The organism is Trichocoleus sp. AS-A1 (genome assembly GCF_039962015.1).
In the GTDB taxonomy this organism is placed as follows: domain Bacteria; phylum Cyanobacteriota; class Cyanobacteriia; order Cyanobacteriales; family FACHB-T130; genus FACHB-T130.
Map to the genome: position 1 here is coordinate 237,328 of NZ_JAMPKG010000002.1, position 18,794 is coordinate 256,121.

Sequence of the window (18,794 nt, forward strand, 5' to 3'; positions counted from 1 at the left end):
GATTCGCTTTACGACGGCGGGGGCATTTTGCACTTCCGGCGACACGATCTTTGACTCCTTGAGAATTTAGCTTCTGACGAATGAAGGATGAATCATAACAGTATGGAACTGAATTTTTAGGTAAATACCTACAGTCTTTCTCGTTTCATCCTTCATCCGGCGCATTAGCGCCGCTTCGCTAACATCCTTCAGCCTTCAGAAGCCTCCGTTGCAGAAGACCGACGACGACGCCGCCGGTTTATCACGGGGCTACTTTCGGCTTCATTAGAGGATGCAGAAGAAGCACTCTCCACAGTGTCTTCTTCCCTAGGGGCTTCTGGTTCGGACATCACCACAGGCATCACCAACTGAGTTGGTGGTTCCTCGTCCGTTGTCTCATCTCCCCCATCTCTCATCTCATCTTCCTCGTAGGCGGAGGATATATAAGAGAATTTCTCGTCAAGCGCGGACTCTACGCCAGGAATATCCCTATCTATGATGTTATCTATGACGCTGACAGCTTCCCTGCTTGGTTCTACAGACGGTGCATGTGCAGTTTGGGCAGACTCTCCGGGTAAGGTGACAGAAACAATCGCTGATTTAGGATTTTTGACCTGCCGATTCAGGAGTACCAACGGAGAAATTCCCATTAAAGCATAGATATCTTGTTGCTCTGGGGTCATTTCAATCGAAACAATCTCCGGCGGTTCAACTTCCTGCCTGGAAGGTTTAGGTCGCTCCGGTCTTGACGCCCGACGACCTTCTTCCACAGCGGGTAAAACGGGCAATGGCGCTGCTGTAAATACCTCGGTATCTCTCGATACTTCTGGTTCTGCCACCGGACTCTGTCTGAAATGATTCACTAGTGGCGGAGAAGTCGAGACTCGAACGGGATTTTTAGTGATTTCCTCTCTTGCAGGAGGTTCGCCAATACGGCGGCGACGACGACGGCGATTATTGTTATTGACTCCTCCCCGTTCCTGATAACTGGGATGATGCATCAAATCCATTGCGTCATCATCATCATCATCATCAACAGCTAAATCTAGGGCTTCGCTGCGACTTTCACGGATGTCTGGGAGGGGCATTTCCCGGACGCCAAGTTCGTTTCGTTCGTTTCGTTCGTTTCGATAAGGTGCCGTCCGGACTTCCCTTACAGGCACTGGCACAGAATGCTCGGAAATTTCCCCGCCATTTCGGGCAGGCTCACCGGGAAGGCGAACTTGATGCCCCAAGCCGCCGCAGGTCGGGCACGCCTGACTAAACAATTCGTAAATATTTTGACCTTGGCGCTTGCGGGTCAGTTCTACTAAGCCGAGTTCTGAGAGTTGAGCAATCTGCGGTCTTGCTTTATCTACTTTCAGTGCTTTGTTAAAGTGTTCCAGCACTTGCAGCTGGTCTCGCCGCTGATCCATGTCAATAAAGTCAACAATAATCACACCGGCGATATTCCGAAGCCGCAGTTGGCGGGCAATTTCCGTTGCTGCCTCGCTGTTTGTCCAGAGGACGGTTTCGCGGGCTGTTGCGGAGCGGGTAAAGGAACCGGAGTTAACATCGATGACCGTCAATGCTTCCGTCGGTTGAATGATAATGTAGCCACCAGAAGGAAGATCAACTCTGGGCTTGAGGGCTTCTCGAATCGCGGCATTGACGCGGAAGTATTCTAAAATCGGGAGACGCTCGCGGTGATGGTCGATCAAAACCCCTTCAGGCGATCGCCCTCCGCTCCAGCTAAGTAAGTATTGCTTGACTCGTTTGACTCCCGTGTGGGAATCTACCACAATGCGATTGACTTCCGCACTGTACATATCTCGCAGGACGCGCTGAATGAAATCATCGTCCCGATTCAACAGCGCTGGTGCCCTGGTGGAGTTTACCTCTTGCTGAATTGCCTCCCACTGTTTTTGCAGAGACTCTAAATCTTCAATGATGGCTTCTTCCGAGCGTCCTTCTGCTTCTGTCCGCACGATCAGCCCCATACCTGCGGGTTTAATCAGAACCGCTAACGCTCTTAGGCGGTTGCGTTCGCTCTCACTCTTGATTTGCCGAGACAGACTTACACCCCGTCCGAAGGGCATCAACACTACATAGCGTCCGGGTAAGCTGACGTTTCCGGTAAGCCGGGGGCCTTTGTTGCCCGTCGGCTCTTTCATCACTTGTACCAAGACTTTCTGCTGGGGTGTCAGCAGTTCTGTAATCGCACCCGCAGAGCGTTTTAGCCGCAACGGACCCAAGTCAGTAACATGAATAAAGCCATTGCGCTCTGTATCTCCAATGTTTACAAAGGCGGCATCTATCCCAGGTAAGACATTTTCAACAACGCCCAGATAAATGTCTCCAACTTGATGGTTGCCAGTCGCAACGACGAGTTCTTGAATTTGATCTTCCCAAAATACGGCAGCGATTCGATGCTGCTCTGCGATGATAATTTGCTTTGGCATTCAATTTCCTCAAAATTTGCAGCAAGCTGATAGCACAACAGACAGGCGGAAGTTGCTCACTGGCAGAAGGCGGAATGGAATGTATTCATTTATCCTTCCGTACCCTTCGAGGTACAACGAAGAGCGGCTCTTCGAGAAGACCTTCGGTCTACGCCCCACATCCTTCATCCTTTCGAGGTGACTCTCACTTTTGCTCAAAAAAAATAACAGTGTCAGCCTGAAACAACTCTGTACGGGCCGGTTTTGTTTTACCTTCTGGTTCAATGACAGCAGGGATAGATTCTAAACCCGCCCCTACCTAGAGAGAATAAAGGTGCGATCGCCCATAGTCACTGGAATCAGTAACCGACAAGCTGGGTCAACTCTTCCCCGATGAATTTAAGTTGCCAGTGCCATCCTTTTTCAAAAAGGTTGAACGCTGGACTTTGCCAAGAATGAACAGAAAGTCTCAAAGAAAAGCTAGCTGCGCGAGCGCCACCATGACAGGTTCACACGAGGGGCAACCCGATGGAGCCTCGATCCGCAATTGCTTCTATTGTGATGTATTATATCGCGCTGTTACGCCGATCGGACGTAACTTAGATTGGCAGTGGCGTTAGCCAGAACTTTCTCAGCCTAAGTTTGCAGATTTGGTTGCTTAACCGACAATCGAAGCTTGTCTACGCAGACTGGAAATCGTCGCGATCGCGTGCTGTGCGACTCGATCGATCTCCTCCGCTGTATTCTGCCTTCCAATCCCAAACCGCACCGACGCATAAGCCAGCAGCTCCGAGCGTCCCAGCGCTGTCAGAACGTGAGAGGGAGACACTTTGACAGAAGTACAAGCCGATCCAGAAGACACTGCCACCACTGGTTGCAATCCCAGTAATAGCGCCGCTCCATCTACACCCTCGACACTAATATTAAGGTTTCCGGGTAGTCGCTGGGTGGGATGTCCATTTAAATGAATCCCTGTCAAACCGCTTAGTTGCTGCCATAGGCGTTCCCGCAACTGGACGAGGCGTTGCGTCTGCGATTCCATTTCCGTGAGTCCCAGTTCTACTGCCTTGGCAAACCCAACAATTTGCGGTGTATAAAGAGTACCAGAGCGCATCCCCCGCTCATGACCGCCTCCATGCATTTGGGGTGCCATTTGGACTCTAGGGTTGCGGCGTCGGACGTAAAGAGCGCCGATTCCTTTAGGGCCATAGACTTTATGGGCAGTCATTGACATCAAATCAATGTTCATCGCCGCTACATCTAGGGGAATTTTGGCCATTGCTTGGGCTGCATCAGTATGGAAAAGAACCTGATGCTGGCGACAAATTGCCCCAATCTCTGCTAACGGCTGTATAACTCCAATTTCGTTATTCGCCGCCATCACCGAAACTAAAATCGTGTCCGGACGAATCGCTTTCTCTAACTGGGTTAAATCAATAAGTCCATCGCTTTGCACGGGGAGGAAAGTCACCTCAAAACCAAGCGATCGCAAATAATCACAAGGATCGAGAACCGCATTATGTTCCGTCTCTACGGTAATAATGTGGCGTCCTTTTTGAAAATAAGCTTCCGCGACACCCTTAATTGCTAAATTATTTGCCTCCGTCGCACCGCTGGTAAAGACAATTTCTTCCGGTGTCGCGTTAATCGCGTCTGCCAAAATTGCTCTCGCTTGTTTGACAGCAGCTTCCGCTTCCCAGCCATAGACATGGGTAATACTGGCAGGGTTGCCAAAATGCTCGGTAAAGTAAGGCAGCATTGCCGCTAACACCCGCTCATCAAGAGGTGTCGTCGCGTGGCAATCGAGATAAATAGGGCGCTGAGTCAATTGTTTCGTGGAATGGTTCACAATCCCATTTTGGCAAATTGTAGGTCTAGCGATTGAGGATACGATAGCCGTAGCCTCAGCTCGGTGCAGAAGGAGGTTCCCATGAGTCTGACTATCCAGGATTTAGAAAAGCTGCAAGAAAAGCGATGAATGTTTTAGGGCGATCGCTTTCTAGGCTTTCTAGAAAAGTTATCTCAAGATCCTCAATCTTTTAGGGCGACGATTGCCAAACCTCGATTTTCCCCTCCTCACCATTGCTGACCAGGGTTTTCCCATCAGGACTAAAAGTAACAGAATTAACAGCGCCTGAATGGTTAGAAATCGGGCTTTTTAGCTCTCCTGTTTGTGGATTCCACAGCTTGATTGTCTTGTCCCGACTTCCACTCGCGAGAGTCTGCCCATCGGGACTGAAAGCAACCGAATTAACATAGTCTTTATGGGCAAAGATAGTCCGTGTAGGGCCACATGGCTGTGCGCCTTTACAACCCTTCAAAAGCTCTTGCAGATTCCATAGATAAATTTTGTCAGAAATGTTGCTAGTGGCGAGAATCCGACCATCTGGGCTAATGGCGACAGCAGGAACACCATTGTCTGAAGGCTCGGAGACGGTGCTAATCAGGGTACCTGTGGGCAGATTCCACACTTTGATTGTTTTGTCATCGCTGCCACTGACAAGGGTTTGTCCATTTTGAGCGATCGCAACCGATAAAATAAAGCCTGAATGACCCTTGAGAGTAGTTTTCAGTTGCCCCGTGCCCAAATTCCACAGCTTGATTGTCTGATCCTTACTCCCACTAGCGAGAGTTTGTCCATCTGGGCTAATCGCAATCGAAAAAACCCGGTCTTCAGGCCCTGATTTGAGGGTTTGCAGTAGTTGCCCAGAGTGCAAATTCCACACTTTAATGGTTCCGTCACCACTACTACTTGCTATCTTCTGCCCATCAGGGCTGAAGGCAAGGGAATAAACCCAGTCTGAATGACCTTTGAGGGTTTGCAGTTGTTGTCTCGTCCCTAAATTCCACAGCTTGATAGTGTTGTCATCACCACCGCTTGCGAGGGTTTGACCATCCGGGCTAATCGCAACCGAATAAACATTTTTTGAATTTCCAATAAAAGTATTGGCTAAAGCAATATTTTCTACCCGATCCCAAGAATTATTGAGTTTTTGCAACGACTGTGATGGACTATTTGCAATTTGTAATAAGGGTGATGAATTATTTTGTTTCGGAAAGTAGTAAATCCCCGCTGTTAGCGCGAAAGCAGTGGCAAGACCGACTCCAATTCCGATCAGCCAATGAGGTTTATTTGGAGTCGCAACACCAGCATTGCTCATGGGTGTATCGACCGAGGATGTTGATAACTCAGCAACAGCATCCTGGATTGTTTGTGGCTGAGATGGGTCGGTTTGAGGTAATAGTGTAGAAGTGACAATTGGTTGAGTCGTGGCTGCTCGAGGCGTTAGGGTTTGTGTGGGTGGCACATGATAAGCCCCCGTTGACATTTGGGAATTAACCCATTGAAGTGCTTGCAAAGCTTCTGTTGCTGTTTGGTAGCGTTGACGGTGGTCATAGCGCACCATTTTGTCTAAAACATCTGCGAACGGCTGGCTGGCTTGTACCTTATCCCGCCAAATCATCTCGCTGGTTGTCGGATCTTCTGGTAACTGGCTGGGTGGTATTCCTGTAATTGCTTGAATACCAATCATTCCCACTGCATAGATATCGCTGCAAAATCGCGGTTTGCCACCGAGTTGTTCGTTCGCCATGTAACCGGGCGAACCAATCGCAATCGTTAAAGTAGTGTTCCCTTCAAAGTTAGTTTTTTGAGCGCTAACTTGTTTAACTGCCCCAAAGTCAATTAAAACGATCTTTCCATCTTGTCTGCGCCTAATTAAATTTGAAGGCTTGATATCGCGATGAATGACCTCTTGCTGATGAACAAATTCTAATATTTTTAAAATGTCTCCACAGAGAGTCATTACCTGATTTTCACTCAGATGCTTACCAACAGGTAAATCTTGCTTGAGTTCATGCCCTTCGATAAATTCTTGTACTAAATAGAACTCTTGCTCTTGTTCAAAATGAGCCAAAAGTTGGGGAATTTGATCGTGTTTTCCCAGCTTGTAGAGGACTTGGGCTTCTCGATCGAATAAACGCTGTGATACTTGTAAAGTTAAGGGGTCGGTAGCTTGGGGTTTAAGTTGCTTAACAACACACAGTGGATTTCCGGGTAGCTGCCGATCTTCAGCCAGGTAAGTTTGACCAAAACCCCCGCCTCCCAAGTGTTTGACGATGTAATAGCGACCACTGAGCGTTTTTCCCAGCATGACATTTGTACAGTGTAGTTGTCTGATAGTTTAGCCTTGGGAATCGGGAAATCCACAGAGTACGCGAACTGACAAGTCAGCGCTAGGCTAACGCCTCGCTTCGCATGAGCGCGATCGCTTTTCGCCCTCTTGTTTCCTCAGCCTTGATTCTCTACCCTTATTTCCCCAAGCTTCTAGCTTTAAGGCACGCTCCAAACCTTAATGGTTCCATCCAGGCTACTACTGTAAATCGTCTGCCCATCCGGACTAATCGCAATTGCGAAAATCGTGTTGGAATGTCCCGTCAGGGTGCGAATCAATTCTCCAGTCCGCCGATTCCACAATTTTAGGCTGTTTTCCTTAGTACCACTGCCACTAAAGAGCATCTGGCCATCTGGACTGAGGGCAACCGCATACACTCCCCCAGAAAAAGAGCCATTTGGCAATCGAGATCCATGAGGAAACGTATTCAGCAGTTTGCCTGTTTGTAAATTCCACAATTTTGTAGTTCCATCTGGACTGCCACTGGCTAGGGTTTCACCATTCGAGCTAATCGCGATCGCCCTCACTGCCTCGATATGTCCCCCAAAGGTGCGGCGCAGTTCGCCCGTTTCCAAATTCCACACATTGATGTCATAAACGTTACTACTGACCAGCGTTTGTCCATCTGGACTAATGGCAACATTCCGAACGCCCTCATCTAGCCCTTCTTTGATCCCGATCAGCGATCGCACCAATTCACCTGTTTGCAGGTTCCACACCTTGATGGTTTTGTCCTGACTACCGCTAACAAGGGTTCGCCCATCTCGGCTAATCGCAACGGAATACACATCCCCTAAATGCCCCCTCAGGGTGCGAAGCAGTTCCCCTGTTTGCAGGTTCCACACCTTAATTGTTTTATCGGCACTCCCGCTCACGAGGGTCTGACCATCCGAACTGATGGCAACAGAATAAACATATCCTGAATGCCCGGTCAGCGTGTGAATGATTTCTTTGCTGCGGACGTTTCTAATCTTAATCGTCTGGTCGAGACTGCTACTGACAAGGAACTGACCATCCGGGCTAATTGCAATCGATGTAACGCCGCCTGCATGGCCGGGGAGAGTGTTGACTAAAGCAATTTCTTGTGGTTTTTCTCCAATGGTATGAGGTCTTTGAAAATAGAAAATTCCGACTGTCAGAACTAAAGCCGTAGCAATACCTGCACCAATTCTGATGAGTACAGGAGCCTTGTTTTGGATAGTAGAAATCCCTTCTTCTTCAGACTTTGGTGGTGCTTCCTGAATAACCGATGTCGCCACAGAAGAATTCTGGCTTGTCGGTTGCCTTGCTGATGAGATTTGAATCGACAGCGTCTGCGTGACGGGTAGCAAAGAAGCAGTAGGTGATGACCTGACGTTATAAGGAGGGGGTGTCATCGGCTGCGTTACTAAGTCAGTATTGAGCTGCTGGAGCGCCTGCAACGCTTCTATTGCTGTTTGGTAGCGTTGGCGGTAGTCATAGCGCACCATCTTGTCTAAAACATCTAGTAGGGGCACAGAATACCGCGTCCCGACTGGCAGGCGATCGCGCCATAAAATTTCACTGTTTCTGGAGTCTTCTGGCAGTTGAGATGGCGGTAATCCGGTAAGGGCTTGAATTCCCAGCATCCCTACAGCATAAATATCGCTACTGAATCGGGGTTTACCGCTGAGTTGTTCGTTTGCCATATAACCGGGGGAACCAATTACCACTGTTAAAGTTGTCTCTCCTGAAGAACTGACTGTCTCAGTGCCAACTTCTTTAACGGCTCCAAAATCAATCAAGACTAATTTGCCATCCTGCTTGCGCCTAATTAAGTTTGACGGTTTAATATCCCGGTGGATGACATCTTGCTGATGGACAAACGCTAAGACTTCTAAGAGGTCTTGTAAAAGAACAATGACGAAGTCCTCTCTCAGTTGCTTCCCAACGGGTAATTCTTGCTTGAGTTCGTGCCCTTCGATGAATTCTTGTACTAAATAAAACTCTTGCTCCTCCTCAAAATGAGCTAAAAGTTGAGGAATTTGATTGTGATTACCTAAGCGATAGAGGACTTGAACTTCCCGATCGAATAAACGTCTAGCTACCTCCAACGTTAATGAATCGTTAGCCTTGGGTTTGAGTTGCTTAACGACACATTGTGGATTGCCCGGTAGCTGCTGATCTTCGGCAAGGTAAGTTTGACCAAACCCCCCGCCTCCCAAGTGTTTGATGATTTGGTAGCGACCACTGAGCGTTTTTCCCAGCATGAGGTAGATGCAGTGTTCTGGCAGTTATTCTAGATTAGTCCCCAAGGCTCTGGTTTTGCTTGCCAGCCTTAGATGTTTTAACGCCCAACCGCTACCCCTGCAAGAGAAATCAGGAAACTTGTCCAGTTTCACAGGTCTCACTCAGTAGAAACACTCGTCTCGCTTTAGATGACTCCTGGCTCGTCCGGGAATGACAAGAGCCGTGGGAATGCAATAGATGAATGAAAGATAGAATTGGACTGCGGCGCGATCGCATACCCTTTGGAAACAATTTAGGGCGACTCCCACCTGATTATGGAAGAACGCCCTAGAAAATTTGATTTCAAAAAAATACTGAAATCGGGTAGTCGCTCGTCGAGCTACCCAACTTTGAACCCTAGCCTACTTTTTTTGCTGACTGCGGGAGTAGTCATCTTGAAAACGAACAATGTCATCTTCTCCTAAATATTCCCCATTCTGAACCTCGATTAATACCAAAGGAATGACACCAGGATTCTCTAGGCGATGAGTATGGCATTGAGGAACATAGGTCGATTGATTGCTGCTAAGGGTCAGTTCTTGCTCGCCACAAACAACCTTCGCTGTGCCTGAAACCACGATCCAGTGTTCGCTACGGTGGTAGTGCATTTGCAGGCTGAGCCGGTGACCAGGCTTTACTTCAATGCGCTTGATTTTGTAGCCTCGCCCTTCTTCCAGAATCGTGAAAGAACCCCAAGGGCGCAATTCCGTTGCAGCAATTCCGTTGGTGGCTATCGAACTGGGTAAAGGGAAGGCAGAAGTTTGAGAAATTTCTTGCGCCTGAGCCATTGATGTTTCTCCTTAAAACCGTTGCTTTGTCAGCATGGTGAATACATTTTGAGAATGGACGATTGTAGTGAGCGATCGCTGACACATTGAGGGAATCTTTGCCAAACATAGCAAATCAAACCAGGCTGTTGTAACCGTAAACTACTGAATCCTCGCAATCTACATCAAGTCTTCATAGAAGTTTTAACGGTTGACAAATTGGCTAAATCGTAAAAAAATCCTAAATCAGCGACTACCGGGTGGGCGGGAAGAAGATACCAAGACCGTTGTGAACGCGGGCAGCAGTAGAGGGAGGACGATCTAGGAGCTGTCCTCCTAAGTAGAGGCTGGTAGAGCTACCACCGTCAAGGTTGAGGGCGTCAATGATGCCCATTTTTTGCATCAAGGCAGCCATTTCTCTCAAGGTAGGCCCGGTTCCCCCGATGCGATTATGAACGGCAACAATCATCAGGTTGCCGTCTGCGGTCGTTCCAATTGCACTGCGAATTGCGGCTTGCTTATCGAAAGCGTCGCTAAATTGCTCGCCTTTGGCATTCAGCACAATTTGCCGATTTTGCAACAAAAGGGGACCAGCACCGACAATGTGCGGGTAGCGGTTAAAGTCACCAGGGACAGTAGCACCCTCTACCCATACTTTCGTACCAAGCGAGAGAGAAGCGGCTGGCCCTCGGTTGGCGCGGAGGGTGAGTAAGAAACCATTGCGGGGAATGGGAAATGCAGTTTTCCCTGCAATCCCTCCGGGTAGAAGGCTCGTGACTTGGTTGTTCTGGACAACGGCAATGATTTCATCATCAATGAGAGGCGTGTAGGTTGCTCCCCACTCCGGGGTATAGCGGGAAATGCCTGCCTTGACGTAGCCACTGTTGAGGAAAAGAATTGGCAACCGCGCACCCGTTGCGGTCATTAAAGTTTCTTGGAGCGCCAGACGCCCAATTTTTACTGCTCCCGTATCATTCCAGGCGATCGCGCCTCGATTCAGAATCGGCCCGGATAACCAGCGTCCATCCCGCCGAATTGCGCCTAAAGGCAGCTGGTTCTTGCGATTAAAGAAGCCCCCGTTGACTGCCGCCGAGGCGTGCCACATCTGGGCTGTCTCGCTCAGGGGAGCGACTCCCACCATCTTGGAAGGATGGCTCCAGATCGGTTTCATCTTAAAAAAGGGCAAGTTGACATCCCCCTGAAGACGGGGATTCAATATCAGCCCAACTACCGGAAATCGGGAAGAACCCAAACTCACATACTGCTGTTTCCAGCGGATTCCTTTCGCCCAAAGAATATCTCGCTCTACCATCGCCTCTGGTAGAAAATCGATAACCAATCGATTCGGGTTGGGTAGGGAGGAAAAGCGAGGAGACAGACCGGCTGGAATGTTGATACGGATTTGGGTTTGGTTCTGAATTGATTCCACCACTGGAGTCGGTAATTTCGAGCGATGGGGAAGTGGAACTATCGAGGGAATCTCTCCTTCTGTTTCCCTGTCCTTCTCTGCGACCTTCCCTTGCTTCGGAGCCTGTAGCAGCGGTACTGGAGCGGAAGAAAAACGCTGGAGGAGAGCGGGAATAGCCACTGCATCCATTGTGACGACTAATTCTTCACCCTCTTTTCTCACTTGCCACGGCGTCGGACGATCGAGATCGATCGTCATGCGCGAACCCCTCGGTTGCAGTGCTGGTTGAATATCTGCCACTTGCGCTGGCTTAGAGGAAATCAAGAGCTTGGTGCCCTTTACCTCCATCTTCCAACCGGCTCTCTGGGCGAAATCGGTAATATCTAGATAGCGATACGACCCCACTGCCTGCGTCGCTAACATTAGCGGCTCCGTTGCCGGTTGGGAAAACCACTGTACCGGCTGTCTGGTGACATCTCCAGTATTTAAAAGCTCTACCCCCAATGTTTGACTCATTCCGGCGTCGCTAATTCCGGTACGGACAGACTCTCCCACCCGCCACTGACTCCAAGTGGCTGGCAAGGTGCGACCGTTGATAGAAACTTGATAACCCAACCGAGAAATCTGAGGCGATGCTGAAGGCACCAACGCCTGTGTGGTTAGGGGCAATTCCGGTGCCGGTAATTTTTGAAGCTTCCCAGTGGGAGCTGCAACAGGCAACGCTTGACTGGGCAACTTGTTGGGCCTGCTGAGAGCGGCATAAAACTGTAATCCTTTGGGGGGGAGCTTGTGGGGGGCTACAGGTATCTGCTTGGCAGTCGGTGGTGCTATCTGGCTCTTTTCTTCGCTCTCCCGTGCCTTTAACACTGGCTCTTTAGTGCTTCCGACCGGGGAAGAAGTCGCCATGTAAACTGAGAGGGCAATAATGGACGGGAGCGAGAAAGCGATTAGGCGACCGGGGGCAATTATGCCCGCCACACCATCGAACGTCTCACTCTGTGACGTCGTTCTCCTGATCATTCGACAACATCAATAAAAATAGGGCGGCTCTTCTGTAGGGGCGTATTTGCCATACACCTGGATAGCGCTGGATGCGTGTCTACAGAGTCACGACTTCTAAAATAACTCAGCGCGTCAGCAGCACAACTATCAAAAAACAATGACTTTATCTTCTCAAGCCTGCTTTTTTAGCTTCATAATAAAAAGCATAACCGCAGGGTTCGGCAAGACGCTTTATTCAACAATTCAATAGGGCGAAGCATTCGCTCTCAAAGTAGCGGCTAAAAACATAGCCCAGTCTAGACTTGGTGTTGACGATAGCCCCTACAATTTGTTTGTCCTGGCTCTATGTCTTGGGGTCGCTTACCAGTCCCTTGACCAGCGTCGGGGATTTATATTAGGCGTCATTAAAAAATGATAAGATGTCTAATCCGTCACTCTTGCAGGCTGCTGGGATAGGAATCGGGTTAGAACGAGGTTCTTAACAGCACCTTGCGGGAAGCGATCGCTCTGACAACCAGTTTTGTCACCCTTGGCTCTAGCGCAAAAAAAGCAGAAAAAGTAGTAATGTCATTCAGTTGCAGCCTTCATGGTCAAATGGCATCTATATCTAGATAAGTCAGGCTTTGGAGGCATCACCTAGTCTCGGCGAGAGAAGACTGAAATGAGTGTTTAAATACATTGACGACGAGTTTTGTCATCGTTTGACAATTTTTAATCCTGTTGTTTAGTAAAGTCTTGCCACAGGGTTAGCAACCTGAGAACGGGAAATTTGTATCAGTAAGTAAAGGAAAAACGTGGATCAGCTCATGGAGAACAGGAGTGTGAATGATAATCATCAATTACAGGGAACGCTAAAGGGGGCAGAAACCTCTCCTGGCCCGCGATGGTTGGTAGAGGAACGCGATGCCTGCGGCGTCGGCTTCATCGCCAATCCGCAGGGAACGCCAGAGCATGAATTAGTCGAGAAGTCTTTATCTGCCCTGGCTTGTCTGGAACACCGGGGCGGTTGTAGTGCTGACCAGGATTCTGGGGATGGAGCCGGTTTGATGACCGCCATTCCGTGGGAACTGTTGGGTGAATGGTTGGCAACTCAAAGCATAGAAATGCCCCCGACTCAGCAGACAGGGGTGGCAATGGTATTTTTACCCCAAGATACCGAAGCTGCCAGCAGAGCCAAGGACATTGTTCGGAAAACTCTCGAACAGGAAGAATTAACTGTCTTGGGATGGCGAGAGGTGCCAGTACAGCCCCAGGTGCTTGGGATACAGGCAAAAGAGAACCAGCCACGAATCGAGCAGCTGATCTGTACCTCGACCCATTTACAGGGCGATGAACTGGAACGAAAGTTGTATTTGGCTCGCTGCCGTATCGGTAAGGCACTCAAAGCCAATAGCGACCTCGATTTAGAATGGTCGGAAGATTTTTACGTCTGTTCGTTCTCTAGCCGCACCATCGTTTATAAGGGCATGGTGCGCTCCGCCGTGCTGGGAGAATTTTATACAGATTTAAAAAATCCAGTTTATAAGAGCGCCTTTGCGGTCTATCACCGCCGCTTCAGCACCAACACACTGCCCAAATGGCCTCTAGCCCAACCAATGCGGCTTTTGGGGCACAACGGCGAGATTAATACGCTGTTGGGAAATATTAACTGGATGATGGCACGAGAGGCAGAGCTGAAGCACCCGCTTTGGGGAGAACGCATCAACGACCTCAAGCCACTCGTTCATCTCGATAATAGCGACTCGGCAACTCTTGATAACGTACTAGAGTTACTGGTACGCACGGGTCGGAGTCCTCTGGAAGCCTTGACGATTATGGTGCCAGAGGCGTACCAAAATCAGCCGGAATTGTTGGAGCGTCCAGAAATTGTTAATTTTTATGAATATTACAACGGGCTTCAGGAACCTTGGGATGGCCCAGCACTGCTAGTATTCAGCGACGGGAAAAAAGTAGGGGCGACCCTCGACCGCAACGGTCTGCGACCGGCTCGATACAGCATCACGCGGGATGGCTACGTCGTCGTCGCTTCCGAAGCCGGTGTAGTCGATTTGCCCGAAGCAGAGATTCTGGAAAAAGGTCGCTTGGGGCCAGGTCAAATGATCGCCGTTGACCTGGAAACCCACGAAGTTCAAAAAAATTGGGAGATTAAGGAACGGATTGCGGCTACCCATCCTTATGGAGAGTGGCTAGCGTCTCACCGACAAAATCTAGCAGCGGAGCCTTTTGCACCAGAACCAAAGCTGGATAATCAAACCTTGCTGCGCCAGCAAATTGCCTTTGGCTACACCACTGAAGATGTGGAAATGATCATTGAGGAAATGGCGTCTTCTGGAAAAGAACCGACATTTTGCATGGGAGATGACATTCCCCTCGCAGTGCTGTCAGAAAAGCCGCATTTGCTTTATGACTATTTCAAGCAGCGCTTCGCCCAGGTGACAAATCCGCCAATTGACCCCCTGCGCGAAGGCATGGTGATGTCGCTATCGGTTTCTCTGGGTAAGCGGGGAAATCTCTTGGAAGTGAAACCAGAGTATGCCCGGTTGCTGAAGTTAGAGTCTCCGGTTCTAAATGAAGCACAACTAGAGCAAATCTGCGCTTCTTCTTTCGAGACAGAGCAGTTCTCAACGCTGTTTGAAATTGAGAAAGGGCCAGAAGGGCTAGAGGCAGCGGTTAGAAGCTTATGCGAAGCAGCGGCTCAAGCCGTCCGTGCTGGGAAAGAAATAATCATTCTAAGCGATCGCATAGCGAATGGTATTAGTGCCGAATCCAGCTATATTCCACCGCTCCTAGCTGTAGGAGCAGTACACCATCACTTGATCCAGCAGGGTCTGCGGACGAGGGCATCCCTAATTGTCGATACCGCTCAGTGTTGGAGTACGCACCACTTTGGTTGTCTAATTGGCTACGGTGCTTCTGCGGTTTGTCCTTATCTGTCTCTGGAAACCGTGCGTCATTGGTGGAGCGACAGCAAGACGCAAAATATGATGCAGCGGGGCAGAATCAAGAGTATTAGCTTAGAGCAGGCTCAAAAAAATTACTGCAAAGCGGTAGAAGCTGGATTGTTGAAAATTCTCTCAAAAATGGGGATTTCTCTACTGTCTAGCTATCAAGGGGCACAAATTTTTGAGGCAATTGGTATTGGAGGAGATTTGCTGAAGCTCGGCTTCGCGGGGACGGCGTCGCGCCTCGGTGGCTTGAGCGTAGCAGAACTTGCCCAAGAAGTGATGTCCTTCCATTCGGCGGCGTTCCCAGAAGTGCCGCGCAAAAAGCTGGAAAACTGTGGCTTTGTGCAGTACCGTCCGGGGGGCGAGTACCACATGAACAGCCCGGAAGTTGCCAAGTCGCTGCATCAGGCGGTGAAGAATCCGCAGTACGACCACTACGAAGTTTATCAAAAGCACTTGCAAGGGCGACCCGTAACGGCGCTCAGAGATTTGCTGGATCTAGAAAGCGATCGCGCCCCTATTCCACTGGCAGAAGTAGAGCCAGTCGAGGAAATTTTCAAGCGTTTCGCTACAGGTGGGATGTCTCTAGGGGCATTGTCGCGGGAAGCGCACGAAACCCTCGCGATCGCCATGAACCGCATCGGCGGTAAATCCAACTCTGGAGAAGGCGGCGAAGACCCAGTTCGTTACAAAGTTCTCGATGATGTCGATGAAATGGGTCATTCCCAGGTCTTACCGCATCTGAAAGGATTAAGGAATGGGGATACGGCTTCTTCTTCGATTAAGCAGGTTGCTAGCGGTCGCTTTGGCGTCACCCCTGAGTACCTGATGAGCGCCAAGCAAATTGAAATCAAAATCGCTCAAGGTGCCAAGCCGGGAGAAGGCGGTCAGCTACCGGGGACAAAAGTTAGCCCTTACATCGCTATGCTGCGCCGTTCCAAGCCTGGGGTGACGTTGATTTCGCCGCCGCCGCACCACGATATCTATTCCATTGAAGATTTGGCGCAGTTAATTTTTGACTTGCACCAAATTAACCCGAAAGCGGGAGTATCGGTGAAGCTGGTAGCAGAAGTTGGCATCGGTACCATCGCGGCTGGGGTCGCCAAAGCAAATGCCGATATTATCCAGATATCCGGTCACGATGGGGGTACGGGCGCTTCTCCGCTGTCGTCGATTAAACACGCCGGAAGCCCTTGGGAACTGGGGTTAACCGAAGTGCATCGCGTCCTCATGGAAAACAGCTTGCGCGATCGCGTAATTCTGCGAGTAGACGGTGGCTTCAAGAGCGGCTGGGATGTCGTCATCGCCGCTTTAATGGGCGGAGAAGAATACGGTTTCGGCTCGATTGCCATGATTGCCGAAGGCTGCATTATGGCGCGGATTTGTCATACCAATAACTGCCCTGTAGGCGTAGCGTCTCAGCAAGAAAACTTGCGGAAGCGCTTCCCCGGAATGCCAGAACACGTCGTCAACTTCTTCTACTTTGCGGCAGAAGAAGTGCGGAGTCTCTTGGCACGGTTGGGATATCGGTCGCTCAACGACATCATTGGTCGAGCCGACCTCTTGAAGGTGCGCCCAACGAAACTTACCAAGACACAGGCGCTGAATCTAGATTGCCTGACCCGTCTTCCCGATACCCGCGAAGACCGTTCCTGGTTGGTTCACGAGGCAGTTCATAGCAATGGCTCGGTTTTGGACGATCAACTGCTCAACGACCCGGAAGTTAAGGATGCGATCGCAAATCAGGCGAGCGTGACCAAAGCTGTAACCGTGGTAAATACAGACCGGACAGTTGGGGCAAGGATTGCCGGAGCGATCGCGTCTCAATATGGAAACACCGGCTGGAGTGGCAGTCTTACCCTCAACTTCCAAGGCAGTGTGGGTCAAAGTTTTGGTGCCTTCAACCTCCCTGGCATCACCCTCAACCTAGAAGGTGAGGCAAATGACTACGTAGGCAAGGGGATGCATGGTGGCGAAATTGTCATCAAGCCGCCCCAGTCAGCCACCTACGATCCAGCCCAGAACGTGATTGTCGGCAACACCTGTCTCTACGGTGCCACAGGCGGCATTATGCTTGCCAATGGTCAAGCTGGTGAGCGCTTTGCCGTTCGCAATTCCAAGGGCATGGCGGTGATCGAAGGTGCAGGCGACCACTGTTGCGAATACATGACTGGCGGCGCGATTGTCGTCTTGGGCAGAGTCGGACGCAATGTGGGCGCGGGGATGACCGGGGGTTTAGCTTACTTCCTCGATGAGGATGGCAGCTTTACATCGAAGGTAAACCCAGAAATTGTCAAGCTGCAACGAGTCAGGACACCTGCCGGTGAGCAACAACTCAAAGAGCTGATTGAGCTGCACGCCGAACGTACAGGTAGCCAGAAAGCGAAAGATATTTTAGCCAACTGGGCTGAGTCTCTAGCCAAATTCTGGCAAGTTGTGCCTCCTTCCGAGGCTGATTCTCCAGAAGCCAATCCTGAAGCAACACCAGAAAAGGTGCTTAGCTCGGTGCAGTAAGCACTAAAAAGTCAAGGGGAACTATCGGGTTCCCCTTACCAGCATCATAGAGAAGAAATTTTCTCTATAAATTCTATAAATGCCGCTACATCGTACAGGTCAGCAGTAATGAAAGTGACGATTGATGAGTGAAAATAAATTTCTTTAATTCAAGGCTCACCACTCAAAACTTAAAACTTTTTCCCAATCACCAGCCACCTTTGTATCGCACCTGAAAAGAGGAAATATTCTCTTCCCTTATTCAGGTTTTGGAACAGCCGATTGAACTTTTGGAGGAACTCGTTTAGCAGCGGCTGCCAACTTAACTTCTTTGTCTTGCATCTCCATCAGTTCTGGCACAGTAACAAACCTGTAGCCACGCTTTTTGTATTCGGTGATTAGTTGGGGTAAAGCCCGCACCGTATGGTCTCGATTGCCTCCGCCGTCGTGCATCAGGACAATTCCGCCTGGTGTGATTCCAGTTAGCGCGTGCTTGATGAATAATGGCACCGAAGGACGGCTATAATCTCTTGAATCAGAAGACCACATCACAACCGCGTAGTTCTTCTTATGGGCGTAGGCGGCTAATCCGTTTTTAAGATGACCACCGGGTGGACGAAATAGAGTTGTCTTGATGCCTGTAGTTTGATAAATCATGTCGGATGTACGGTCAATTTCACTGGAAGCTCCAGTTTCGTTGAAGCGATGGTAAAGGTGGCTCCAAGTGTGATTGCCGATCGCGTGACCATCCAGGGAAACTTGACGCGCCAAATGGGGAAAATTTTTCACGTTCTTCCCCACCATAAAGAACGTTGCCTTGATGTTATTTTTCTTGAGGATTTCCAGCACTTCCAACGTGCTTTTAGGCCAAGGTCCGTCATCAAATGTCAGGGCAATGACTTTCTCTTTGCTGCTGAGGGTTACTTCCTGAAAGGTTTTGCCCTGAAATTGCGTAGGTACAGAAACCATTAGGCGTCTGTCTTGTGCCTCCTGTTCCAATCGAGAGAATACCTTTACAAATGCCTCATCTCGCTGTGCTTTTAAGGCTTGGATATCGATGCCACTTTTTTCGGGGGTGTGATGCCCGATTTTTTCAGTAGGGGATAGAAGAATTTCTGGATCGCTACCTTGTGGGTTTACTGGCAACATGAGACCAGCAATAAAACTACTAGCAGCCGCAGCCAGAGCAATTAATGTTGTTTTTTCCCGCCAGAGAAATCTGTCATACTTTGCCACGTTAAGTCCCCTCCACTCCTCCTTTCATCCGGGCGGCAATTCATCTGCCGCCACTTCCAGACACCATGCTTCTCAAAAATTTTTTCACAACTAGCGGCGCAACTTGCGCGAGCAAGACTGCT

Annotated in this window: 8 protein-coding genes; 1 reads left to right on the forward strand and 7 read right to left on the reverse strand. The window is 49.6% G+C overall.

Going from position 1 to position 18,794, the window contains the following annotated elements:
* Nucleotides 1–188 precede the first annotated feature (188 nt).
* From NC994_RS02700 to NC994_RS02725, 6 genes are all read right to left on the reverse strand, one after another.
* Entirely contained in the window at nt 189–2,420 is a 2,232-nt protein-coding gene (locus tag NC994_RS02700) for an Rne/Rng family ribonuclease (RefSeq protein ID WP_190415393.1), read from the reverse strand.
* A gap of 637 nt (nt 2,421–3,057) precedes the next feature.
* Complete coding sequence (locus NC994_RS02705; RefSeq protein ID WP_190441301.1) at nt 3,058–4,227, reverse strand: IscS subfamily cysteine desulfurase; 1,170 nt, start codon at nt 4,225–4,227, stop codon at nt 3,058–3,060.
* Nucleotides 4,228–4,438: 211 nt separating this feature from the next.
* Nucleotides 4,439–6,553, reverse strand: a complete 2,115-nt coding sequence (locus NC994_RS02710; protein WP_190441046.1) for a serine/threonine-protein kinase — start codon at nt 6,551–6,553, stop codon at nt 4,439–4,441.
* A 179-nt stretch (nt 6,554–6,732) separates the two neighbouring features.
* Nucleotides 6,733–8,802 (reverse strand): serine/threonine-protein kinase, encoded by a 2,070-nt coding sequence (locus tag NC994_RS02715; protein ID WP_190441049.1) that lies wholly within the window; start codon nt 8,800–8,802, stop codon nt 6,733–6,735.
* Between the two features lie 381 nt (nt 8,803–9,183).
* Nucleotides 9,184–9,609, reverse strand: a complete 426-nt coding sequence (locus NC994_RS02720) for a phosphomannose isomerase type II C-terminal cupin domain (RefSeq protein ID WP_190415385.1) — start codon at nt 9,607–9,609, stop codon at nt 9,184–9,186.
* Between the two features lie 232 nt (nt 9,610–9,841).
* Entirely contained in the window at nt 9,842–12,016 is a 2,175-nt protein-coding gene (locus NC994_RS02725) for a phosphodiester glycosidase family protein (protein WP_242030636.1), read from the reverse strand.
* A gap of 788 nt (nt 12,017–12,804) precedes the next feature.
* Between NC994_RS02725 and NC994_RS02730 the strand changes: the two genes are divergently transcribed.
* Entirely contained in the window at nt 12,805–17,457 is a 4,653-nt protein-coding gene (locus NC994_RS02730) for a glutamate synthase-related protein (RefSeq protein ID WP_190441308.1), read from the forward strand.
* A 237-nt stretch (nt 17,458–17,694) separates the two neighbouring features.
* On the opposite strand, the gene NC994_RS02735 is transcribed toward NC994_RS02730, so the two are convergent.
* The gene (locus NC994_RS02735) at nt 17,695–18,672 is read right to left on the reverse strand and encodes a polysaccharide deacetylase family protein (protein ID WP_347276606.1); all 978 of its coding nucleotides are present in this window, start codon (nt 18,670–18,672) and stop codon (nt 17,695–17,697) included.
* Nucleotides 18,673–18,794: the final 122 nt, after the last annotated feature.

What these genes read in the sequence shown, in the direction of transcription:
- NC994_RS02700 (WP_190415393.1), bottom strand. Translation starts at nt 2,420, where the DNA reads ATGCCAAAGCAAATTATCATCGCAGAGCAGCATCGAATCGCTGCCGTA.
- NC994_RS02710 (WP_190441046.1), bottom strand. Translation starts at nt 6,553, where the DNA reads ATGCTGGGAAAAACGCTCAGTGGTCGCTATTACATCGTCAAACACTTG.
- NC994_RS02715 (WP_190441049.1), bottom strand. Translation starts at nt 8,802, where the DNA reads ATGCTGGGAAAAACGCTCAGTGGTCGCTACCAAATCATCAAACACTTG.
- NC994_RS02720 (WP_190415385.1), bottom strand. Translation starts at nt 9,609, where the DNA reads ATGGCTCAGGCGCAAGAAATTTCTCAAACTTCTGCCTTCCCTTTACCC.
- NC994_RS02725 (WP_242030636.1), bottom strand. Translation starts at nt 12,016, where the DNA reads ATGATCAGGAGAACGACGTCACAGAGTGAGACGTTCGATGGTGTGGCG.
- NC994_RS02730 (WP_190441308.1), top strand. Translation starts at nt 12,805, where the DNA reads ATGGAGAACAGGAGTGTGAATGATAATCATCAATTACAGGGAACGCTA.